Below are 21621 nucleotides of genomic sequence, written 5' to 3' on the forward strand. Positions count from 1 at the left end.
TGACCGGCTGTGCCGCACCGCCGGTCAAGATCCTGCGGAGTGCGGTTCTGGCGACCAAGCTGGGAGGCATGGCTGACACCGTCGTCGAGATACATGTGCCGCTGACACCCAATCCGGGGCTTCAGCCCGGCGACTACCCGTTCCCGTGGATCGACACGGTCGAAGAGTTCCTCAGCGAGCTGGAGGACGACGGGACGGTCGAGGTGCCCGACGACGGCGAGGAGTTCGGCGACGTCTACGTCTTCGTCATCCGCGGGGCGGGTGAGGCCGATCTGCTGGCCGCGGCCTCCCGGGTCGCGGCGCTGGACGACGTGCCTGCCGGTGCGTTCGCCATGGTCACCGACGACGAGGCCCCGGAGTGGGGCCTCGGCCGCCGTGTCCCACTCGGCTAGCTAGGCGTTCGACAGCGCCCGGCTCGGTGGCAGGCGCGCCGCCCGTCCGGCCGGATACAGACCGGCCACCACGCCCACCAGCACGGTCGCGGCGACACCACCGGCCAGCGCCCACACCGGGATCACCGGCGGCCACGACCGGTAGCCGGCATAACCGGCCGTGACCACGCCACCGGTCAGCACGCCGGCCGCGCCGCCGAGTGTCGCCAGCAGCAGGGACTCACCCAGGAACTGCAGGCGGACCTGGCCCCGGGTGGCGCCCAGCGCCCGGCGCAGCCCGATCTCCGCCCGCCTCTCCAGCACCGAGATCACCATGGTGTTCGCGACGCCGACCCCGCCCACGACGAGGGCCACCGCCCCCAGACCGAGCAGCAGCCCGCTGAGAGCGCCGTCGGCGGCCCGGGCGGCGGCCAGCGCGTCGGAGGGCCGCGACACCTTCACCTCGTTGGGCGCCTGCGGATTGACCGTCGCCGCCAGCAACCGGCGGACCTGCTCGACCGCCGGCTCCGCCGAGCGGGTGTAGACGGTCGTCGGCGCGCCGTCGAAGGCGAGCAGCCGCTGCGCCGCGGCCCAGCCGATCAGCGCCGCCGAGTCCAGTTCGGGCGCGAGTGGCACCGCCGCCAGGATGCCCACGACGCTGAACCACTGGCCGCCCAGCCACACCCGCGGGCCGGGCGACGCGATGCCGAGCCGTCGCGCGGCGGCGGACCCCAGCACCACGGCCGGGCCGTCGGCCGACTCGGTCAGCCAGCGCCCCGCCGCCGTCCGGGCACCGACGGTGCCGAGCAGGTCCGGCCGGGCGGCCAGGACGGCGATGCTGCCGGTCTCCCCGGTGGGGATGTGCTCGTTGCGGTAGACGCTCGCGTCCAGCCGCCCGGTAGCGGTCGCCGACTCGACGGCGGCGATCCGCCGTACCATCGCCGGGGCCTCGGCCGGCATCTTCGCGTCCGCGCCGGTCAGGGTCTGCCCCGGAGCGGCGGTCAGCAGGTTCGTGCCCAGTGCCCGCAGGGTGCGGTCCAGGTCCGCGCGGCTGGAGGCGGAGATCCCGACGACGGCGACCATCGCGGCGATGCCGATCGCGATCCCCAGCGCCGACAGCACGATCCGCAGGGGCCTGGTGCGCAGGCCGGCGGCGGCGACCCGGACCACATCCGCCGGGGCGAGCCGGGCCGGACGCGGCCGGGCCGGTCCAGGGCGTCGCGGCGCGCTCATGACGCGTCCAGCCGGCCGTCGCGCATCCGCAGGACACGGGGCAGGCCCGCGGCGATCTCACGGTCGTGGGTGATCACGACGACCGTGGTGCCGGCAGCGTGCAGGCCGCCCAGCAGCTCCATCACCTGCGCGCCGGACGCCGAGTCGAGGTTGCCGGTCGGCTCGTCGGCGAGCAGCACCGCCGGGTCGCCGACGATCGCCCGCGCGATCGCCACCCGCTGCCGTTCGCCGCCCGACATCTCGTGCGGGCGGTGGTGGGCCCGATGTTCCAGGCCGACCCGTCGCAAGGCCTGAGCCGCCCGGCGGCGGCGCTCCCGGCGGCGTACGCCGGTGTAGAGCAGGCCGTCGGCGACGTTGTCCAGCGACGGCACCCCGGGTGCCAGGTGGAACTGCTGGAAGACGAAGCCGATCGTACGGGCACGCAGCGCCGACAGGGAGCGGTCGGGCAGCGCCGCCACGTCGTGCCCGTCGATCCGCACGACGCCTCCGGACGGCAGGTCGAGGGCGCCGAGCAGGTGCAGCATCGTCGACTTGCCGGAGCCCGACGGACCGACGACGCCGACCAGCTCGCCCGCCTCGACGTGCATCGTGACGTCGGTGAGGGCGGCGACGCCACCCGGGTAGGTCTTGCCCACCCCGGTCATCCGGATCACGACGGCATCCCCACGACCGTGCCGTCGGCCAGTCCGCCGCCGCTGACCTCCGCGCGGCCCTCGGCGAACATGCCGACCTCGACCGCCACATCACGGGTGGCGCCACCCTCGACGACCTGCAGGCCGTAGCCGCCCTCGGCGAGCGCCAGCAGGGCCGCGACCGGCACCGTCAGGACGTCCTTGCGCTGCTTCCCGGTGTAGGTGACCTCCACCGGACCGGCCCGCAGGCCACCGGCGGCCTTCGGATCGCCGAGCCGCACGGTGACCGGCACGGTCGGGTCCTTGCCCTCGGCGGCGACGGCCTCGGCACCGACGTGGGTGACCGTCCCGGCGGTCCGCCGGCCGTTGGGCAGGAGCACCGTCACTTTCGTCCCCGGGGCCGCCCATCCGGCCGCGTCGGCCTCGGCGTCGACGGTGACGACCGAGGTCTCGCCGGTGTAGGTGGCGAACGTGCCGGTGGCCGGGTCGCCGACACGCACCTTGAGTTCGGCGATCCGGACCGGACCGGCGGCCACGGTCACCCAGGACGTGTCGACGGTCCCGGTCTGCGGCAGACCCAGCTTCCTCTGCCAGCGTCGTACCACCTGGGCCGTGGCGTCGCTGTACTCGTCGTCGACCGTGAAGCCGTCGTGTCCCAGCGCCCGCAGGTTGCGCTCGAGCTGCAGCACGTCCGGGCCCTCCACGCCCGGCGACAGCGGCCGATACACCGGCAGCACCCCGGTGAGCAGCACCACCGGGCGGTTGTCGGCGCGCAGCAGGGTGCCGCCGCGCCGGATGACGCGGCCGGACCTGGGCAGCCACGTCACCGTGCCGCTCGCCGACGACCGCAGCGGGACGGGTTCGCCGTACCCGAGTTCGCCGTCGACGGTGACCGATGCGGCCAGGGTCTGGCGCCGCACCGTGGTGGTCGCTCCGGGTCCGGCGGCGGGTGGCGGCTCCTCGCTCCCGGCGCCGTGCAGGACCGCCACGACGGCCGCCGCAATACCAGCCGTGACCAGCGTGCCGGCCAGCAGCCACCGGGTCCGGCGGGTCATCGGCCCACCGTGATCCCGGGCATCATGCCCGAGCCGAACTGCTGGCAGTTCTTCGACGCCTTCTCCAGGTCGCCGAGGTCGTCGGCCTGGTCGGGGTCCATCCGGAAGAGGCCGGTCTCGGCGTCCGGGTCGGGGAAGCCGGGCACACCGTTCTCGCGGACGCACTTGGCGTACTCGCGAGCCTTGGCGATGTCCTCGGCCGACGCCTTGGGCGGCTCACCGCCGTCGGGCAGCAGGTCCCGGCACTTCTCCATGGCGGCGTCCATCTTCTTGGCCCCGGCCTCGTCGCCGACGGCCAGACCCGGTATCCCGGCCATGCCGTCGGCGCCGGGGTCGGGCATGTCGATCCCCTCGGCGCGCATGCACTGGGCGAACTTCCGGCCCTGCGCCGCCTCGTCCGGGGCCGCCGACGCGCCACCCCCGGTGGGGGCCGCTCCGGTGCCCCCGCCGTCGCCGGTGCATCCGCCCAGCGCGGCAACCAGCAGCATCATCGGTACGGCGATCAGCCGCGTCGTTCCGTGTCCCATCACGGCTCCTCTCGGTCGGGAGCCACCACACCAGGACGCCGGTTAAAGCGTCGTCAGCGTCGGCACTAACAGGTTTCTAACGGCCTGACCCGGCACGATGATCGCGTGCGAGTGTTGGTGGTGGAGGACGAGGTCGTACTGGCGGACGCGATCGCGGAGGGTCTGCGGCTGCAGTCGCTGGCCGTGGACGTGGCCTACGACGGCGACGCCGCGCTGCAACGGCTGGCGGTGCACAGCTACGACGTCCTGGTGCTGGACCGCGATCTGCCGGTGGTGCACGGCGACGACGTGTGCCGGACGGTGGTGAGCTCGGACTGGCCGGTGCGGGTGCTGATGCTGACGGCGTCCGGCGAGCTGACCGACCGGGTGGCCGGGTTGTCCCTGGGCGCCGACGACTACCTGCCGAAGCCGTTCGCGTTCGTGGAGCTGATCGCCCGGGTGCGGGCGCTGGGCCGGCGCGCCCGGCCAGCCGCCCCGCCGGTGCTGGAACGCGCCGGGCTGCGGCTGGACACGACCCGCCGTCAGGTCTACCGCGACGGGCATCACGTAGCCCTGTCGCGCAAGGAGTTCGCCGTGCTGGAGGAGCTGTTGCGGGCCGACGGTGCGGTGGTCAGCAGCGAGCAGTTGCTGGAGCGGGCGTGGGACGAGAACACCGACCCGTTCACCGGAGTCGTACGGGTGACGATGCTGACGCTGCGCCGCAAGCTGGGAGCGCCACCGGTGATCGACACGGTGACCGGCGCCGGGTACCAGATCCCGTGACGGCGCACCGGCTGACCGTCCGCGCCCGGCTGACCGCGCTCTACGGGGGTGTGTTCCTGCTGGCCGGGGTCATCCTGCTGGCGATCACCTACGTGCTGCTCGCCCAGGCGTTGAACAACGACAGCTTCAGCCGGGAGGCCGTGCTGGCCGTACCGGCGGGCACCGCGGGCGTGGCGGGCCCGATCACGGAGACGAGCCCGGTCACGGAGACGTATCCGGCGGTCGAGCTGCAGCGGTTCCAGCTGGCCGACGAGCTACGCGTGGAGTTCCGCCGGCAGACCCTGACGTCACTGGTGCAGCGCGGCGCCGTCGCGCTGGCCGGGGTGACACTCGTCGGCATCTGGGTCGGCTGGCTGATCGCCGGCCGGACCCTGCGGCCGCTGCAGCAGATCACCGCGACCGCCCGCCGGGTCGCGGGCCGCAACCTGCACGAGCGGATCGGCCTCACCGGCCCCCGGGACGAGTTGCGGCAGCTGGCCGACACCTTCGACGACATGCTGGCCCGCCTCGACGAGTCGTTCGGGGCTCAGCGCCGCTTCGTCGCCAACGCCTCGCACGAGTTGCGCACCCCGCTGACGATCAACCGGACGCTGATCGAGGTGGCGCTGAGCCATCCGGACCCCCCTCCCGAGCTGCGGCGACTCGGCGAGACCCTGCTGGCCGTGAACACCCGGCACGAGCGGCTCCTCGAGGGCCTGCTGGTGCTGGCCGTCTCGGATCGGGAGCTGACCACCCACCAGCCCGTCGACCTGGCGGCGCTGAGCGAACGGCTGGTGGACGTGGCCCGCCCGGAGGCGGCGGCCGCCGGTGTCGGCCTGCGCACCGAGCTGCGGCCGGCGCCGGTGCACGGTGATCCGGAGCTGCTGGAACGGCTGGTGCAGAACCTGCTGCGCAACGCGATCGCGTACAACATCGGTGGTGGTGAGGTTCGGGTGAAGTGCGCCGGCACCCGGCTGACGGTCGCCAACACCGGGCCGGTGGTGCTGGCCCATGAGATTCCGGGACTGTTCGAGCCGTTCCGCCGGCTGACCGACCGCGTCGGTTCGGCCGAGGGCAGCGGGCTGGGTCTGTCGATCGTCCGGTCGATCGTGACCGCCCACGGGGGTACGGTCGCCGCCGAGCCGCGCCCCGGCGGAGGCCTCACCGTCACCGTCGACCTGCCGCCCGCCTGAGCCGTGCCCCGGCGCGCCCGGCGGTGGCTCCGAAACGGTTCTGGCGCCTGGTGAGCGGTCAGGGTACGAGCCCTCCGGCCGCGTCTGCGGCGGTGAGGTCGCACGCAGCTGCTGCGTGCGACCTTGACGTCGCGCGGGCGACGGTAGGCGTCCACGGATTCGCTATGTGGGACCGGGCCGTCGTTGCCGGCGACGTCGGAAGCACACGGGAGACCCGAGTGTGTGCGGCGACCATCTGTCGTGGTCGTCGGGCGGCCTGAGGCGTCTATACCTGGTCGGGAAGGACCGCGAGGCCCGAGCGGGCGACGATCTGCTGCAGCGCCGCGACGTGGCCGGCGAACGCCTCGTGACCGCGCGGGCTGAGCTTGACCGACGTGCGGGAGCGCTTGCCGATGAAGGCCTTGCGGATCTCCGCGTAGCCGGCCTCCTCCAGCGTGGTGAGCTGCTTGGACAGGGCTGAGTCGGACATCTCGAGGCTGTCGCGCAGGAAGCGGAAGTCGGCCCAGTCGGTGGCGGCGAGCAGGCTGACCAGGGAGAGCCGGGTCGGCGCGTGGATCAGCTCGTCGAAGCGGGGCTCGCTGCTCACCGGGAACCCGCCAGCGGCCGGGACAGCATCAGCTTGCGCAGGTGGGCCATCAGACGGGGACCGCCCAGGACGAGTCCGGCGGCGACGGGCAGGATGGCCAGGGTCGCCGGGAACGGCACCGCCAGGGCCTCGAACGCGAACCCCAGGCCGATACCCACCGCCACCAGGGCCGCGGCGAAGCCGAGGATGGTGAGGATGCCGCGGGTGCCGATCAGGGTCTGCCGCACCTGCACACGGGCCTTGCGGACGAGGGCGAGGATCACGGCGCCCAATCCTAGGGTGTAGACGAGCGTGGCGACCGCGATCACCCACCCGATCCGGGTCTCGATGCCGGCCACGAACCCCAGCATCAGGACGCTGACGGCCACCCAGAACCAGGAGGGCACCAGGTTGGTGTCGACGACCTGCTCGCGGCGGGCCCGCATCTCGGCGAGGGCGAGTTCGGCGTCGACCGGCGGAATCTCCATGACTTCCTCCTCAAGAAAGCACTTGCCTACTAGGAAAATACAGCCTCACTTTCCCAGTAGGCAAGTGCTTTCCGTGCCAGGAAGCCGCGAAACGCCCCGACCGGGAGAACGCGGGGAGCGAACCAGTGTCAGGAGATCGCGGAGCGCACCGCCAGGACCGCCGGCAGAGCGACGACCGTGGCCGCCAGGAAGGCAAGCAGGAATCTCACGCGCAGGGAACGGCGCAACGCGTCCCGGCGCTTCGCCTTCTCGGCGCGGACCAGCCGGGACGCGAGGTAGAGATAGGAGCCGACGAGGGCGAACAGTGCCGGAGTCGCGAGCAGGGCGCTGACCAGCCCGGACGTGCCGTGCCAGCCCTCGTCACCACCGCAGCTGACGACCCGGCGGCCGCTGGAGCAGCGCGGCAGGCTGATGTCGTACAGCACGTCGGCGACCGCCCACGTGAGGATCGCGACGGTGACCACGGCTATGGAGCTGAACAGGAGAATGCTTCTACGGAACACGATCGTGATCCTGCACCGCGGGCCGCGTAGAGTCGATGGGTGGACGACGGTGAGTCGGTACGCCTGCGCCGGGTCGACGTGAGTGACGTCGAGGTCTTCTACCTGCAGGAAAACGACCCCGAGGCGCTGCGCCGGGCAAACTGGACGGCCCGCGACCGCAAGACGTTCTTCGAGCACTGGGAGCGCCGGGTGCTCGGCGATTCCACCGTCCGGGTGCGCGCGATCATGGCCGGAGACGAGCTGGCCGGCAACATCGCGGCCTGGTGGCAGGACGGACGCCGCCTGATCGGCTTCTGGCTGGGCCGCGAGTTCTGGGGACGCGGCATCGGCACGCGGGCGCTGTCGCTGTTCCTCGCTCCCGGTCAGGAGGAGACACGCCCGCTCTATGCCGAGGCCGCGGTCCACAACGTCGCGTCGGTCCGGGCACTCAAACGGCACGGCTTCGACGAGCTGGAGGTCGTCGAGGACGGCCCGGACGAGTTCGTGGTGCTCAAGCTCGGTTAGCTACGCGGCACCCAGAACTCGACCTCGGTGCCCTGACCGGGCGCGCTGTGGATGGTGGTGGTGCCGCCCAGGTCGGTGATCCGGCCGCGCATCGACTGGGCCACTCCGAGCCGTCCGTCGCTCTCGGCCTCCGCGAGACGCCCTGGAGCGAATCCGGCGCCGTCGTCGCGGACGGTCACGCGTACCCCATCTCCCTCGTCCTCCAGCAGGATCCAGACGCGCACACCCTCGCCGGCATGCCGCCGGACGTTGTCGAGGGCCGCCTGCACCGCCGCGACCAGCTCGTCTCCGGCTCTGCCGGGCAACATCACCGCGGTGGCCGGGGCCGACAGCTGCACTCCCGGCAGGGCGAGCGCGGCGTTCAGATCAAGATCCTCCTTGGCGGTACGGGCGAGCGAGCCCCCACCCCGCAGCAGATTCCGCAACGCCGCCTCCTGCTCCCCGGCCAGTGCCGCGAGCTCACTGCCCGCCTCGCCGCGCTTGACCATGGCGAGCACCTGCAGCACACCGTCGTGGATGGGCCGGGCCAGCCGCTCGCGTTCGGCCTCGGCCGCCTCCTTGCGGATCTGCTCGGCCCGCTTGCGTTCGGCCCACCGCTCGGTCAGGTACTGCGCCACCCCGATCCCGGCCAGCCCGGCCGCCGCACCCAGCAGCAGCAACGCCGACGTGCTCACGTTCCGGGCGGGCAGCAGCAGTCCCGAATAGCCGCCGGGCACGTCCTGATAGGTCACCTGAACGGTCCGCAGCCCGTTGGTCATCAGCGCCACCACCAGCGGCCCGAGCACGACCGGGACCGATCCGCGCGGTGCCAGCACCGGCGCGATCGCTCCGGACACCGCGGTCCCCGCCGCCGCCAGGAAGACGATCAGCACCAGCGCCGCGACGTAACTCCGCTGCTCGATGAGCTTCTGCGGCTCCCCGCCGGTGGCCGAGTGGGCGAGGTACGCCGCGACGGCAGCGCCGGTGCTCAGCACCACACCGCCGGCGACCCGCCACCGGGTCACCGCGACCCCCGCACCGATCACCACCCCGGCCAGCGCGCCTATCACTCCGAGCCGCCTGTCGTAGCCGAACACCGAGACGGCCAGCAGCATCGGGGCCGACAGACCGACCAGCAGGGCGCCCGCGGTCAGCGTCCCGGCCAGGGCCCACAGACCGGCCGCCGCGGCGAGCACCGCGGTGAGGACGAGGCCGATCGCGCCGATCACCGCGGCCGTCGCGGCCGGGTTCCGCTGCAGCGAGGACCCGCTCACGTCGAGAAGCCCGGCGAGCCGGTCGGTGCCCAGCAGGGCGAGCGGGATGTCCACTGACACGGCGCCGGCACCGATCACGGCGAGGACGAGCCGCCGGCCCCACCACGGCGTGCCGGCCGGGGCCACCGCCTCCGGGTCGCCCCGCCGCAGCCCGAGCAACGCCGGAACCAGAGCGATCAGGCCGAGCACCAGCAGGACGGCGAACCACGGCAGCGCGTCGGCCGTACGCGACCACTCCGCGCCGCGCAGCGCGGAGACGAACAGCACCGAACCCACGGACAGCCCGGCCACGACCGAGCCGAGTCCCGGATGCCGGCGCAGCACCAGGCTCTGCGCGCCGCCGAGCAGACCGGCCAGGGCCAGCGGGTACGGCACCAGGTTGGCGACCAGCAGCAGTTTCGTCGGCACGAGCACGGGCACGAGGTCGTACGCCACCAGTGGCGTCACCAGCAGCCCGGCCGCCATCAGCAGGTACGGCCACCAGCGCGCCAGCAGCAGCCCGGCCAGGGTGACGAGCACCGGGGTGGCGGCCATCGCCCAGCCGAGACCGTGGAACTCGGGGCGGCTCATCGAGACCGGCATCAGCATCGAGCCGAACATGTGCCTCGGCGCCGCCACCGCGATCACCAGGGCTCCACCGAGCCCGGCCAGGGCGATCCGCCACCGCACATCCATGGTCGTGATCATGCTTGATCCATCGCGGCACCGCTGACCCCGGGGTGTGGCAGACGGCGCGGGCGGCCCTCCGGCCGGTACTCGAAGTGCCACCACTCGTTGTCGTAGACCCGGTAGAGATCGTGCCGGGCGCCGTGCTCCTCGAGCCAGCGGGCGCCCTCGGTGGGCCGTACGTCCATGGCCGTGCCCGCCACGTGCCGGGACTCGTGCGGCGGCAGCACCCACCGGCGGGCCGCCTCGGCCGAGCCGCTGCGATGGATCTCCTCGGCGTAGAGCACCGCCTGCCGGGCCGCCGTTCGGTAGCCGGAGGTGAGGCCGATCAGCTCGCCGTGCCACCACAGCGCCCGCGTGCGGGCCGCCTCGAACGCGACGCGGGCATCCGGGTGAAGGCCGTCCAGGGTCTCGGCCGGGAAGCGCAGCGACAGTGCCCACCGGCAGGCGGTCTGCCGGGCCCGGCCGGGCGTGACCAGGCACGCGACCGGGGCGAGGGCGAAAGCGGTCATCCGGGTGATCGTCCGGTAGACCGGATCGCGGCGGCGTTCTTCATGCATGCACAAAAGATCGCCGCTGATGGATCGCCGCACATGGGTACGCGTACTCAATCGGTACTGAGTATTCCGTGCTCCATCGCGTAGCGGACCAGCTCGACCCGGTTGTGCAGCTGCAGTTTGCCGAGGGTGTTCTGCACGTGGTTCTGCACCGTGCGGTGCGAGACGACCAGCCGGTCGGCGACCTGTTTGTACGTGAGTCCCTTCGCGACCAGCCGCAGCACCTCGGTCTCCCGGTCGGTCAGCTGCGGGCGGTCGGTGTCCCGTTCGGCCGGAACGGCGGCGAGGCGGCGGTACTCCCCCAGCACCAGTCCGGCCAGCCCGGCGGTGAACACGGCGTCGCCGCCGGCGGTCCGGCGTACCGCCTCCAGGAACTCGTCCCGGCCGGCCGACTTGATCAGATAACCGTTGGCGCCGGCCTTCACCGCGTCCAGCACGTCCTGCTGCTCGCCGCTGGCGGAGAGCATGAGGATGCGTACGCCCGGAACCGCCGCCAGCAGCCCACGGATGACGTCGACACCGGACAGGTCGGGCAGCTGCAGATCGAGCACGACCACCTGCGGGGCGGCGGCCGCGGCGACGCGCAGGGCCTGGGCGCCCTCACCGACCGCGGCGGTGACCAGGTAACCGGCCTCGGTCAGGTCGCGGGCCACGCCGTCCCGCCACATCGGGTGGTCGTCGACGACCATCACACGTACGGTCACGCTGATCGGGAACCCTCCAGAACGGTCCGGGCGATCCGGGGCCGGTTCCAGAGTGCCAGCAGCTCGTCGGCCAGGTCGAGGACCGGGATCGGGTTGCCGCTGTTCACCTGGATCCCGGCCGCCAGCAGGCTGCGCGGCACGGCCCGGGCGTCGAGCAGCACGCGCCACTCCTCCGGCGGCAGCATCAGGAACTCGAGTCCGGTCAGCCGGCCGATCTCGCGCGGGTCGGCGAGCGTGCCGGGGTAGGCGCTCAGCGTCCGCAGCCGAGGCAGATCGGCGACCGGTTCGAGGCTGAACGGCTCGCCGTCCCAGAACCCGATCTGCAGGACCTCCAGTCCCGGATGTGCGGCCTCGGCGATGCTCCGGGTGCTGTTGATATTCACCCAGACCGCGGCCGGCGGCTCCTCGCTCGCCGCCGCGACCGGCCGGGACGGCTTGCGGCCGGCCACCATATCGGTCAGCGAGTCGGCGTGCAGTGTCGCGCCGGAGCTGTCCTCGTGGCTGATGAAGATGATCTGTCCGGTGTGCCCGGCGGGCCCGGGCGTCAGGTCGACGGCGAACCGGTCCCCGCCGCCGTTGCCGCCGAAGACGATCCAGCCGGGTGAGCCGACCAGGTCCTGCACGGCGTCGCCGGGACCGGTCCGCAGGGTCACGTCGGCGGCGAACTGCCACATCGTCGGCCGGGAGGCGGCGTCCGCGATCTCCAGTCCCTCCAGCGGTGCCAGATCGACGCCGAGCACACCGATGTGGTCCTCGTTCTCGTCCTGCCAGTGCGCCCGGACCACCCGGTACACCGCTTTCAGCTCGTCCGGCAACGCCAGTCCGAGCCGTGCCTCGGCGGCCGCGATCTCGTCCTCGGTGGCGCCGATCGCGTTCGGCAGGCGTTCCCGCAGGGTGCGTTCCAGCAGTGCGGCGTCGGCCGCCGGGGCCGGGCCGCGACCGGGGAACTCCTCCGGACGTTGCCGCCACGCGTGCGCGACGGCGCCCTCGACCAGCAGCAGCGCCCCCGGATAGGAGCCCTGCAGGCCGGGTTCCACCGCCGGTCCGTGGTCGAACAGGTGCAGCACCGGGCGGCCCGGCGTCTCCAGCAGGAAACCGACGCTGTCCACACCGCCGGCGATCAGCGTGTCGCGGACCCGCTGCACCGCGTCCCACTCGTCCTGCATGTCCGAGACCAGCATGGCCCGGCCCGGCGGCGGGGTCCGGCGCGGCATCGGCACGCTCCAGGAGCCGACGCCGACCCGGCCCGTCACATAGCCGCCCGGAGTGGCCAGGGCGCTCGCGTTGCCCTCGCTCACCACACGGATCAGCGGCTCCCAGGTGGCGTAGTCGTGGATCGAGGACATCGGCGTCTCCCGGAGTCGGCGGACAGTGTGGGCGATTATCGCGACCCGTCCGGGTGAACCGCTGCCCCGGCCCCTGCCCCTGGCGCTGACGCGGCGGTCCTACGCTGCACGGATGATCGACGTCGTGGCGGTCCGGCCGCCCCGGCTGCGGGCCGGTGACCTGGTGGCGCTCGTGGCTCCGGCCGGGCCGGTGCCCGAGGACCAGGCGGCCCGCACCGAGCGGATCCTGGCCGGGTGGGGTCTGCGGACGAGACAGGGGCGGCATTCTCTCGGCCGCAGCGGTTTCCTCTCCGGTACGGACGACGAGCGCCTCGCCGACCTGAACGCCGCCCTGCGTGACCCGTCAGTGCGGGGCGTGATGTGCCTGCGGGGCGGTTACGGCAGTCAGCGCATCGTGGACCGGCTCGACTTCGCGGCCGTGCGCGCCGACCCGAAGGTGGTCGTCGGGTTCTCCGACATCACGGCGCTGCACCTGGCCCTGTGGTGCGAGGCGCGGCTGGCCACCGTGCACGGTCCGGTCGGCGTGGCGTTGCGGGAGGACACTCCGGCCGCCGAGGCGGTCCGCCGGAGCATGATGACCGCCGAGCCGGTGGTCGTGACGGCCGGGCCCGCGGCCGCCGGGGTTCCCGGCCGGGCGGACGGCATCCTGCTCGGCGGCAACCTGACCCTGCTCGCGGCGAGCTGCGGCACCCGGCACCAGCCGCCGGTCGCGGGGGCGATCCTGCTGCTGGAGGAGGTGAACGAGGCTGCGTACCGGGTGGACCGTTCGCTGGTGCAGCTGCGGCGGGCCGGGTGGCTCGACGGTGTGGCCGGGGTGGCGCTCGGCCACTTCACGAACTGTCCGGGGGCGGACGCGGTGCTGGCCGAGCACCTGGGCGGGCTCGGTGTGCCCGTGCTGGGCGGCCTGCCGATCGGCCACGACCTGGCACAGATCGCCGTCGGGCTCGGGCTGCCGGCCCGGATCGACACGGCGGCGGGCACCCTGACCGTCGAGGCCCCTGCCCGGTAGCGACATTGCGGAAGGATGGTCCCGTGGCTGACGAATGGGTGGTGTGGCGGCAGGACGACAATGGGAACCGGTACGTCGTGCGGCGCCTGGAGTCGCGTGAGGAGGCCGAGAAGCTGGCGGCCGAGTTGGAGGCTCGCGGGCACAAGCAGCTGTACTGGGTGGTGGCGCCGGAACGGTAATCCCATAACGGACACAACTGCATATGTCACGATATTTGTATGCGGTTGTCACGTCGGTCCTTGCTCAGCGCCGCCCTGATCGGTGTGGCGTCCCCGCGTCCGGGCGGAACCCCCGGCCCCGGCGCGGCCGACTGGCGTGCCCTCGCCGACGGGCTCGAAGGCACCCTCGACCTGCCCGGCAGCGTCTCCTACGAGCAGGCCCGGCGGCTGTTCTCACCGCGCTTCGACCACATCCTCCCGCCCGCGATCGTGCACTGCGCCAGCCCGGCCGACGTCGTCGAGGCGGTCCGGTTCGCCGTCCGGACCGGACTGCCGATCGTGCCGCGCGGCGGCGGCCACTCCTACGTGGGCGCCTCCACCACGACGGGCGGACTGGTCCTCGACGTGCGGCCGATGAAGGGCGTCGGCTACGACGCGCCGACCTCCACCGCGACGATCGGCGGCGGGACCTCGCTGCTCGACGTCTACACCGGCCTCGGCGCCTACAACGTCTCGATCCCGTCGGGCACCTGCGGCTCGGTCGGCATCAGCGGCCTGACCAGCGGCGGCGGGATCGGCGGTGCCGCTTCCGCGTACGGCCTGACCTGCGACGGCGTCGTGGCCGCCGACGTGGTGACCGCGGACGGCCGCTACCGGACCGTCGACGCCGCCCGGGAACCCGAGCTGTTCTGGGCGCTGCGCGGCGGCGGGGGCGGGCAGTTCGGGGTGGTCACCTCGTGGCGGATCCGCACCCACCCGGCCGGGAACACCGGGACGTTCCAGCTCACCTTCGGCTGGACGGACGCCGCCGCGGTGGCCACCGGCTGGCAGAACCGGATCGCGGTGGCGCCCGACAACAGCTGGTCGTCGTGTCAGTTCACCGCCGACCGGGTGGGCGCGCTGTCCGTACGCGTCGCCGGTTTCGTCCTCGACTCGGATGCCGCCGCCGAGGTGACCGCGATGACCACCGCCATCGGCCGTTCCCCGGTCACCACCGTCATCGAGAGCAAGCCGCACGTGCAGATCCTCAGGGAGCGGGCCGCCGGCGCCGCCCGGGCAACCCACCTGATCGGCAGTGAGATCTTCCGGCAGTCGCTGCCGCCCGCCGGGATCACCGCCCTGCTCGGCGTGGTGCAGGCGCGGGCCGCGAGCAGGCGGCCGGGACTGGCCAAGCTGAAGCGGATGACCGGGGCGCCGGCCCGGGTCGCGGCCGACGCCACCGCGTTTCCGTGGCACGGTGCCGCCAGCATGCTGCAGTGGCTGGTGGAACCGCCTGTCGCGGACGCGGCGTCGATCGCCGACGGGTACACCTGGATCGACTCCGGCCACCGGGCCGTGGCGCCGTGGTCGGCCGGGCGCTACGTCAACTACCTGGAGCCGGGTCCCACCGATCCGGTCCGCTATCACGGCGCCCACCTCGAACGGCTGCGCCGCGTGCGTGCCGCCGCCGACCCGAGCCGCGTGTTCCGCTCGGCCTGCCCGATCTGACGGCGCATAGGATCATGCCCATGGCTTCCGATCTCGTCGAGCGTCTCGGTCTGCGGCCGCACCCGGAGGGCGGGTGGTACAGGGAGACCTGGCGCTCCCCGGTCATGTTCGAGCCGGACGGCTACGACGGGCCACGGCACGCCGCCACCGCGATCTACTTCCTGCTGCACCCGGGTGAGCGGTCGGCGTGGCACGTGGTCCGCTCGGCCGAACTGTGGTTCTGGCACTCCGGCGGCCCGCTGCTGCTGCGCCGTGGCGGCAGCGGCGACGAGCCCGGCGACGGCGACGAGGTGCTGCTCGGCCCGGACGTCGCGGCCGGTCAGGAGCCGCAGGTGCTGATCCCGCCCGGCGTCTGGCAGGCCGCCGAGCCGGCCGGTGACGAGCCGGTCCTGGTCAGCTGCGTGGTGGCGCCCGGCTTCGACTTCGCCGACTTCCGGATGGCCTGAGGCGCGATGCAGGCCTCAGGGCACGCCGACCTTGGCGAACTGTCCCGGCTCGACGGTGAGGAAGGTCTTCGCGCCGGGCAGGTGCAGCGGAATGCCGGCGTAGTCGCAGCTGTCGGCCACCGCGAGCACCCGGCCGGTCAGCGGCTCGCTGCGCACCGCGACGCCCCACTCCGACAGCGACAGCAGGCTGGCGCTGTCCGGGCTGAACGCCACGGTCCGCATCATCGGGATGGCGTACTCGACGACGATGGTCCGGTTGGTGCTCAGCTCGACCACCCGTGACCGCCGGTCGAACGAGACGGCCGCGAGGTACTTCCCGTCGGGGCTGAACGCGAGGGTGCGTACGCCGCCGCCGGGGATGAACGGCTCCGCCTCCGGCCTCCAGTCCTCGGTGCGGAAGATCAGCACCTGGCCGCCCTTGCCGATGGCCGCGAGCCGGCTGCCGTCCGCGCTGAACTGCAGGGTGCTGGCACCGTCCAGGTTGATCGCGAACCCGAACTTCTCGCTGATGTCCTTCACCCGCCGCCCGGTCCTGACGTCCCAGATGCGGACCAGATCGTCACTGCCAGTGGCGAGGTACCGGCCGTTCGGGCTGATCGCGAGCGACAGGATGAGCCGGACGTCGTTCTGGCGCCCGCCTGTCCCGATGTTGTTCGGCACGGGGAACGTGCGCACGGCCTTGCCGGTGTCCACGTTCCACACCACGGCCGCGTTCACCCAGCCGATCAGGTTGCTCTTCGTGGGTACCTCACCGTACGCCACCATCAGCTTGCCGTCCGGCGTGAACACGGCGGAGGCGGTCGGGCGGTCCTGATCGAAGGAACGCACCTTGCGGCCGGTGCCGACGTCGAACAGCTCCATCGCCACCTGGTCGAGCACGAACCGTCCGTCCGGGCTGGCCGCGACCGGGTGCTCCTTCTCGGCGAACTCGGCCGGGACCACACCCAGCGGCTGCCCGCACGGGTCCTTCTCACGGCCGCCGGTCAGTCCGAACCAGTCCGTCGTCGCGCCGATCACGATCGTGCCGGCACCGCAGAAGACGGCCGTCACGGTCAGAACCGTGAGGAGCACCCGCTTCCCCCGCGACACCGGCTGCGCCGGAGACCCCTCGGCAACCATGCGAAACTCCCCGTCTGCCGCCCGGTCACGCATCCATCGAAAACGGTCACCATAAACCCACCGATTTCGTACGGACGAAGCGGCCCTCTGGCGGAGCGGCGCGAGTCAGCGCGACCAGAACCAGCGGCGGTAGCCCCGGCGGCGCCAGGTCATCTCGTCGGCGATCATCGCGCGGATGCTGGCCACCGCGATCGTCAGCGCATCCCGCAGACCCGCGCACGTGCGGCAGTCGGGGCCGCCGTCGCATTCGGTGCGGTGGTCCAGGGCGATGTCGGTCACCACCCGGTCGAGGGCGGCGCACGCGTAGGTACCCCGATCGTTGGGGTGCTGCCGGGACAGGATCTCCCGGAACGCGGCTATCTCCTCGTCATCGGTCGCGTACAGGTGAGCCGCGCTCTCCACCTGCCGCAACGCGTCGCGGGCCGTCTCGTTCACGTGCAAGGCACTCCCCCAAGGCCCAGTGACGTGTGGACGGTGAACCTAACGCTGGAACGATCCGGCACACATGGGCCGGTCAGCCGATCATCTCTGTCGAACACACGACTCCTCCCGGGTGAGCGCGCGAACCGTACCAGCCTGCCGCGGCTCCCACCAGGCATGGGACGGATTTCGATCACCGTGATCCGCGTCCTGTCCACAACCGAGGGTGAACGGCGGGAGCCCCGGACCGTCCGGCCCGGGGCTCCCGCGATCACCGCGATCGGTCAGCGGGTGGCCTGCTGGTCGGCACCGGAGTCGACGGCGGTCCGGCTCTCCTCGATGCTGCCGACGAGCGCGTCCGCGTCCTGGCAGATGGTCTGGAACTTCAGCATCGCGGTCCGCAGCTCGGCCAGATGGCCCGCCTCGGTCGGCTCACCCGCCGCCGCCTGCGCCTGACGCACCGGCACCTCGAGCACCGCGGCGGCGGCCGTGATGATCGTGCTCTTCGACGCCTTACCGAGGGTCACGATCCGGGTGGCCGTGGCCACATCGAAGTCGTAGCCGCCCTCACCAAGAGTGGCCTGGTGGGAGATTCCACAGACCTCGGCGGTCGCCTCGTCCAGGCCGCTGATCGTCACGGCCGGGGCCGCGGTAGCGGCCGGCGCGACGGATTGTCCGCTGGTAGCGCAGCCGGTGATCACCAGAAGGGTGCTGGTGAGGACGGCCACGGTGCTGATTCCTCGCATGGCCCGGAGGCTACCGGGCCGGTCCGTTTCGAGGGCCCCGGACCGGACCGGATGTGACGAACGTCGTTCGCATGCGGGGGCCGCTGGTCACGCAGGGCTACCAGGTGCGCCGTGTGGTGGGATGGCATCGTGACCCGCGAAGCGCTGCCCGCACCGCCCTCCCGCGCACCCGACCTGGCCGACGACTTCACCGGGCCGGACCTGCGCGAGGACGTCTGGATCGACCACTATCTGCCGCACTGGACCACCCCGTCGCGATCCCGGGCGCGGTACGACCTCGACGGTGACGGGCTGCGGCTGCGGATCGACGAGGACCAGCCGGACTGGCGGCCCGAGGACGCCCCGCTGCGCGTCTCCAACATCCAGACCGGCAACTTCTCCGGCGCCGCCGGGGAGGACCGGGGCACCCACCGGCACCGGCCGGACGGGCTGACCGTCCGCAGTCCCGGCGAGACGCGGCTGCTCTGGACCCCGTCGGCCGGCCGGATCGACGTGACCGTCAGCGCCGCCACCGATCCGGGCAGCATGCTCGCCGTCTGGCTGGTCGGCAGCGAACACCTGGACCCGCGCGACAGCGGAGAGATCTGCGTCTTCGAGATCGACGCCGAGGCCGTCCGCGGGAGCGAGGTGACCGCCCGGACCGGCATCAAGGCCCACCACGACGACCGGCTGCGCACCGACATGACCGAGGTGACCGTCCCGCTGGACGCGACCCGGCCGCACACGTGGACCGCGATCTGGGGCCCGGCCGGAACCGTGATCGGCTGCGAGGGCCGGGTGGTGGCCCGCTTCGCCCAGGCCACGGACTACCCGCTGATCCTGATGATCGACCTGTTCGAGACGGGCGGCCGCTCCCACACCTACCCCAAGACCGCCCGCATCCACACCCTCCGAGGCTGGCACGCCTGAACCCCGCTGTCTCTCACGCGCGCTGAGACAGCGGTATGCCACAGCCGGGGGTTGGGACTCGTGGCGGTTGGGGCAAGATCCTTCGAGGCGCTACTCACCTGTGTAGGTACGGGACCGCTTTGGGCGTACGACATGATGGCCTTCAAGGGGGTTTGGGGGTTGGCGTGACGGACGTGACGCAGTGTGCGCGGACACGTTTGCAGGCGTGAACGGCATTGTGGTGCTGGAGTTGGCAGGGGGACGGCACTCTCGGCGAAGGCGGTTCGCGGCATGGAGCACGGAGATCTGGTCAGGGCGGCCACCGCGGCGGTGGCGTTCGCGGTCATGCTCGCCGGGCACTACATCGGTGATCATTGGGTGCAGACCAGCGGACAGGCCTACGGCAAGGGCCTCGACAGGGTCGGCTGCGTACGCAAGGTCGCGGTCTGGCACTGCGCCAAGCACGTCATGTCGTGGACGGCCACGACCACGCTCTTCCTGCTCGCCGCGGCCTGGTGGCTGCGTCTGCCGCTGCAGCCCGGGTGGCTCGTGGCGGGCATCGTGCTCAACGCGGTCACCCATTTCGCCGCCGACCTGCGTACGCCGCTCATCCGGCTGGGACGCCTCCTGGGCCGTGGCGGCTACCTCGACCATGTGGGTGTGGTCCGGCCGTCGGGTCCGGCGAACAGCGGTCCGGGTACCGGCCTGTTCGAACTGGACCAGGCCTGGCACATCGGCTGGCTCGCGGTGTCCGCCCTGCTCATCGCCGGCCCGCCCGTCTGACCGGCCGCTTTCCCGCACGTCCCGCTTTCCCCGCCTCCCGCTTTCCCCGCCTCGCCTCGGCCGCTTCCGCCGGTGTGGTGAACTGCGGTCAGGCGACCATGCGGATCACGGCGATCACGCCGACGACGACGATCACGGCTCGCAGGACGGCGTCGGGGAGACGGCGGCCGTAGCGGGCGGCGACCATTCCGCCGGCCACCGCACTGACCGCGATCAGCAGCGCCGGCAGCCAGGCGACGACCCCGGCGACCACGAAGACCACCGCGGCGACCGTGTTGGCCACTCCGGCGAGGATGTTCTTGAGGCCGTTGACCTGCTGAAGGTTCGATGAGACCAGAACTCCGAGCAGGCCCAGGAGCAAGACGCCCAGCGCCGCACCGAAGTAACCGCCGTAGACACCTGCCGAGAAGACCCCGGCGACGAGCGCGGGACTGGAGGCGGCCACGCGGCTGGCCGCGCCTTCCGGGCCCGCGCCCTTGGTTCCGCCTTCCCAGCCCGCTGCGCCGCCTTCCCGGCCGGCACCTGCGCCGACGGTGACGCCCTGGCGGCGCAGGAGCCGGACCAGCCACGGCTGGAGCACGATCAGGATCAGCGCGCCGATGATCAGGACCGGCACCACCGCCCGGAACGTGGCATCCGGCAGGACCAGCAGCAGCCCCGCGCCGACGATGCCGCCGGCCAGGGCGGCCGCGCCGAGCGGGAGCAGCAGGCGGCGGTGCACGGCGACCTCGGCGCGGTAGCCGTAGGCCGCGGCGAACGAACCGGGCACCAGCCCGACCGCGTTGGACGCGTTCGCAACGACCGGCGGGTAGCCGAGGGCCAGCAGGATCGGGAAGGTCACCAGGGTTCCGGAGCCGACCAGCGCGTTGATCGCGCCGGCCGCGGCGCCCGCCGCCAGGATCTGGGCAGCCTCGATGAGTTGCACGGGCTTTCGCCTCTCGCACGGGAACGGTCGCCGCCGGTGAGGGTCGCCGCCGTCCATCAGTTCGTGGTCGGGGTCAAGCCTAGAAAGAGATGATCATGCGGCGGCCGACGGTCCCAGAACCTGGATGGCGGGACCCGTCAGGAACGCGGCGGGCGGTTGCGGAGCGACACCACGAGCAGCACCGCCGCCACCACGACCGTCACGACGAACATGCACGCCAGCAGACCTAGCAGGTGGACCGGCTTCAATGCGCCCATCCGGCCACCCTACTGCCGGGTGCGGCGGCGGGTGTGCCACCCGGGCTCTCGGCGAGCGGCCGGAGGTTCGCGACGATGCTCTCAGGACGGCGACGCGCGGCGCGACCGGGTCAACACGGACCGCTATCCTTTGTGGATGTCCGACAGTTTCGACACCGGGCGGCCTCATCCCGCTCGCGTCTACGACGTGCTGCTCGGTGGCAAGGACAACTTCGCCGCCGACCGGGCCGCGGCGGCCGAAGGCCTGAGGGCGAACCCGAACGCGGCGACCGCGCCCCTGCAGAACCGGGCGTTCATGCGGCGCACCGTCCGGTTCCTGTCCGATGCGGGCATCCGGCAGTTCCTGGACATCGGCACCGGCCTGCCCACCTCGCCGACCGTGCACGAGGTCGCGCAGGCGGCGGATCCGTCGGCGCGGATCGTCTACGTCGACAACGACCCGCTGGTCCTGGCTCACGCGCGGGCGCTGCTGACCGGCACACCCGAAGGCCGTACCGCCTACATCGACGCGGATCTGCGGGACCCGGAGAAGATCCTCACCGAAACGCGGCGGGTGCTCGACTTCGGCGAGCCGGTCGGGGTGCTGCTCTTCGCGGTCCTGCACTTCCTGGGCGACGACGCCGACCCGTACGGCATCGTCGCTCGTCTGATGGCCGAGCTGCCGTCCGGCAGCCACCTTGTCGTCTCGCACATCACGGCCGACCACGACCCCGAGGCGTGGGCCCGGTTCGCCGAGATCATGCGCCGGCAGGGCATCGACTCCCGGCTGCGTGACCGGGTCGAGGTGGCCCGGTTCTTCAACGGGCTGGAGCCGGTCGGCCCCGGTGTGGTGCCGATCCTGCAGTGGCGCCCCGAGGAGCAGACCGGGTTCACCGACGCGCAGGTCGCCCTCTACGGCGGCGTGGCCCGCAAACGCTGACACCCGAACGGTTTCCCAGCCGGGATCTGCGCGTGATCGTGCGCTGACAGTGTGTCGGCTGTGAACACTGTTCGGGGGAGGGCGTTCGCGTGGCTGGCGCATCCGGTGACGGTTGCCGCGCTGGC

General features: G+C 72.5%; 26 protein-coding genes. 11 read left to right on the forward strand and 15 right to left on the reverse strand.

Annotated elements, in window-relative coordinates:
• The first annotated feature begins 68 nt into the window (after window positions 1-68).
• The gene (locus tag CLV67_RS45045) at window positions 69-392 is read left to right on the forward strand and encodes a hypothetical protein (protein WP_106330137.1); all 324 of its coding nucleotides are present in this window, start codon (window positions 69-71) and stop codon (window positions 390-392) included.
• Here CLV67_RS45045 and CLV67_RS45050 read toward each other — a convergent pair whose 3' ends face one another.
• Genes CLV67_RS45050 through CLV67_RS45065 form a run of 4 tightly spaced genes read right to left on the reverse strand, consistent with a single transcriptional unit; the run spans window position 393 to window position 3818 of the window.
• Window positions 393-1604, reverse strand: coding sequence for an ABC transporter permease (locus tag CLV67_RS45050; protein WP_106330069.1), 1212 nt, complete (start codon window positions 1602-1604; stop codon window positions 393-395).
• Window positions 1601-2257, reverse strand: a complete 657-nt coding sequence (locus tag CLV67_RS45055) for an ABC transporter ATP-binding protein (protein ID WP_203737134.1) — start codon at window positions 2255-2257, stop codon at window positions 1601-1603. The genes CLV67_RS45050 and CLV67_RS45055 overlap by 4 nt, the downstream gene beginning before the upstream one ends.
• The gene (locus CLV67_RS45060) at window positions 2254-3291 is read right to left on the reverse strand and encodes a peptidoglycan-binding protein (RefSeq protein ID WP_106330071.1); all 1038 of its coding nucleotides are present in this window, start codon (window positions 3289-3291) and stop codon (window positions 2254-2256) included. Before CLV67_RS45060 ends, CLV67_RS45055 begins: the two co-directional genes overlap by 4 nt.
• The gene (locus tag CLV67_RS45065; protein WP_106330073.1) at window positions 3288-3818 is read right to left on the reverse strand and encodes a hypothetical protein; all 531 of its coding nucleotides are present in this window, start codon (window positions 3816-3818) and stop codon (window positions 3288-3290) included. The genes CLV67_RS45060 and CLV67_RS45065 overlap by 4 nt, the downstream gene beginning before the upstream one ends.
• Window positions 3819-3923: 105 nt before the next feature.
• Here CLV67_RS45065 and CLV67_RS45070 point away from each other — a divergent pair, with 105 nt between their 5' ends.
• Both CLV67_RS45070 and CLV67_RS45075 read left to right on the forward strand, forming a co-directional pair.
• Window positions 3924-4580: a response regulator transcription factor gene (locus tag CLV67_RS45070; protein ID WP_106330075.1), complete on the forward strand. Its 657-nt coding sequence runs from the start codon at window positions 3924-3926 to the stop codon at window positions 4578-4580.
• Entirely contained in the window at window positions 4577-5752 is a 1176-nt protein-coding gene (locus tag CLV67_RS45075; RefSeq protein ID WP_106330077.1) for a sensor histidine kinase, read from the forward strand. The genes CLV67_RS45070 and CLV67_RS45075 overlap by 4 nt, the downstream gene beginning before the upstream one ends.
• A gap of 265 nt (window positions 5753-6017) precedes the next feature.
• Here CLV67_RS45075 and CLV67_RS45080 read toward each other — a convergent pair whose 3' ends face one another.
• From CLV67_RS45080 to CLV67_RS45090, 3 genes are all read right to left on the reverse strand, one after another.
• A complete protein-coding gene (locus CLV67_RS45080) occupies window positions 6018-6338 on the reverse strand; it encodes a winged helix-turn-helix domain-containing protein (protein WP_106330079.1) in 321 nt (106 codons plus the stop codon).
• Window positions 6335-6805, reverse strand: coding sequence for a hypothetical protein (locus tag CLV67_RS45085; RefSeq protein WP_106330081.1), 471 nt, complete (start codon window positions 6803-6805; stop codon window positions 6335-6337). Before CLV67_RS45085 ends, CLV67_RS45080 begins: the two co-directional genes overlap by 4 nt.
• Window positions 6806-6933: 128 nt before the next feature.
• A complete protein-coding gene (locus CLV67_RS45090) occupies window positions 6934-7308 on the reverse strand; it encodes a hypothetical protein (RefSeq protein WP_146169552.1) in 375 nt (124 codons plus the stop codon).
• Window positions 7309-7347: 39 nt separating this feature from the next.
• Between CLV67_RS45090 and CLV67_RS45095 the strand changes: the two genes are divergently transcribed.
• The gene (locus CLV67_RS45095) at window positions 7348-7812 is read left to right on the forward strand and encodes a GNAT family N-acetyltransferase (protein WP_106330085.1); all 465 of its coding nucleotides are present in this window, start codon (window positions 7348-7350) and stop codon (window positions 7810-7812) included.
• On the opposite strand, the gene CLV67_RS53995 is transcribed toward CLV67_RS45095, so the two are convergent.
• The 4 genes from CLV67_RS53995 to CLV67_RS45115 are packed head-to-tail and all read right to left on the reverse strand — an operon-like array spanning window position 7809 to window position 12338.
• Entirely contained in the window at window positions 7809-9752 is a 1944-nt protein-coding gene (locus CLV67_RS53995) for a sensor histidine kinase (protein ID WP_239166355.1), read from the reverse strand. The two genes, CLV67_RS45095 and CLV67_RS53995, sit on opposite strands and share 4 nt — an antisense overlap.
• Window positions 9749-10291 carry a D-alanyl-D-alanine carboxypeptidase family protein gene (locus tag CLV67_RS45105; protein WP_106330087.1) on the reverse strand — a complete coding sequence of 181 codons (543 nt, stop codon included), beginning with the start codon at window positions 10289-10291 and terminating at the stop codon, window positions 9749-9751. Before CLV67_RS45105 ends, CLV67_RS53995 begins: the two co-directional genes overlap by 4 nt.
• Before the next feature lie 47 nt (window positions 10292-10338).
• Window positions 10339-10977: a response regulator gene (locus CLV67_RS45110; protein ID WP_203737140.1), complete on the reverse strand. Its 639-nt coding sequence runs from the start codon at window positions 10975-10977 to the stop codon at window positions 10339-10341.
• Window positions 10978-10988: 11 nt separating this feature from the next.
• Window positions 10989-12338: an SMI1/KNR4 family protein gene (locus CLV67_RS45115; RefSeq protein ID WP_106330091.1), complete on the reverse strand. Its 1350-nt coding sequence runs from the start codon at window positions 12336-12338 to the stop codon at window positions 10989-10991.
• A gap of 112 nt (window positions 12339-12450) precedes the next feature.
• On the opposite strand from CLV67_RS45115, the gene CLV67_RS45120 reads away from it, so the two are divergent.
• The 4 genes from CLV67_RS45120 to CLV67_RS45130 are packed head-to-tail and all read left to right on the forward strand — an operon-like array spanning window position 12451 to window position 15439.
• On the forward strand, window positions 12451-13347 hold the full coding sequence (locus tag CLV67_RS45120; RefSeq protein ID WP_106330143.1) for a S66 peptidase family protein: 897 nt from the start codon (window positions 12451-12453) through the stop codon (window positions 13345-13347).
• A gap of 23 nt (window positions 13348-13370) precedes the next feature.
• Window positions 13371-13526 (forward strand): hypothetical protein, encoded by a 156-nt coding sequence (locus tag CLV67_RS52410; RefSeq protein ID WP_170154246.1) that lies wholly within the window; start codon window positions 13371-13373, stop codon window positions 13524-13526.
• Between the two features lie 39 nt (window positions 13527-13565).
• Entirely contained in the window at window positions 13566-14993 is a 1428-nt protein-coding gene (locus tag CLV67_RS45125) for an FAD-binding oxidoreductase (RefSeq protein ID WP_106330093.1), read from the forward strand.
• Window positions 14994-15013: 20 nt separating this feature from the next.
• Window positions 15014-15439 (forward strand): cupin domain-containing protein, encoded by a 426-nt coding sequence (locus CLV67_RS45130; RefSeq protein WP_373873161.1) that lies wholly within the window; start codon window positions 15014-15016, stop codon window positions 15437-15439.
• Between the two features lie 15 nt (window positions 15440-15454).
• On the opposite strand, the gene CLV67_RS45135 is transcribed toward CLV67_RS45130, so the two are convergent.
• The 3 genes from CLV67_RS45135 to CLV67_RS45145 form a co-directional block, all read right to left on the reverse strand.
• Window positions 15455-16558 carry a WD40 repeat domain-containing protein gene (locus CLV67_RS45135; RefSeq protein WP_146169553.1) on the reverse strand — a complete coding sequence of 368 codons (1104 nt, stop codon included), beginning with the start codon at window positions 16556-16558 and terminating at the stop codon, window positions 15455-15457.
• A gap of 105 nt (window positions 16559-16663) precedes the next feature.
• Window positions 16664-16993: a hypothetical protein gene (locus CLV67_RS45140; protein WP_106330100.1), complete on the reverse strand. Its 330-nt coding sequence runs from the start codon at window positions 16991-16993 to the stop codon at window positions 16664-16666.
• Between the two features lie 269 nt (window positions 16994-17262).
• Window positions 17263-17724 carry a hypothetical protein gene (locus tag CLV67_RS45145; RefSeq protein WP_146169554.1) on the reverse strand — a complete coding sequence of 154 codons (462 nt, stop codon included), beginning with the start codon at window positions 17722-17724 and terminating at the stop codon, window positions 17263-17265.
• Window positions 17725-17853: 129 nt separating this feature from the next.
• Here CLV67_RS45145 and CLV67_RS45150 point away from each other — a divergent pair, with 129 nt between their 5' ends.
• Window positions 17854-18633: a LamG domain-containing protein gene (locus CLV67_RS45150; RefSeq protein ID WP_239166354.1), complete on the forward strand. Its 780-nt coding sequence runs from the start codon at window positions 17854-17856 to the stop codon at window positions 18631-18633.
• Between the two features lie 270 nt (window positions 18634-18903).
• A complete protein-coding gene (locus CLV67_RS45155; protein WP_106330104.1) occupies window positions 18904-19395 on the forward strand; it encodes a DUF3307 domain-containing protein in 492 nt (163 codons plus the stop codon).
• 88 nt (window positions 19396-19483) lie between these two features.
• Here CLV67_RS45155 and CLV67_RS45160 read toward each other — a convergent pair whose 3' ends face one another.
• A complete protein-coding gene (locus CLV67_RS45160; RefSeq protein WP_203737133.1) occupies window positions 19484-20320 on the reverse strand; it encodes a sulfite exporter TauE/SafE family protein in 837 nt (278 codons plus the stop codon).
• A 393-nt stretch (window positions 20321-20713) separates the two neighbouring features.
• Here CLV67_RS45160 and CLV67_RS45165 point away from each other — a divergent pair, with 393 nt between their 5' ends.
• Window positions 20714-21496, forward strand: a complete 783-nt coding sequence (locus tag CLV67_RS45165) for an SAM-dependent methyltransferase (RefSeq protein WP_106330108.1) — start codon at window positions 20714-20716, stop codon at window positions 21494-21496.
• The last annotated feature ends 125 nt before the right edge of the window (window positions 21497-21621 follow it).

Origin of the sequence: Actinoplanes italicus (assembly GCF_003001815.1) — a bacterium.
In the GTDB taxonomy this organism is placed as follows: domain Bacteria; phylum Actinomycetota; class Actinomycetes; order Mycobacteriales; family Micromonosporaceae; genus Actinoplanes; species Actinoplanes italicus.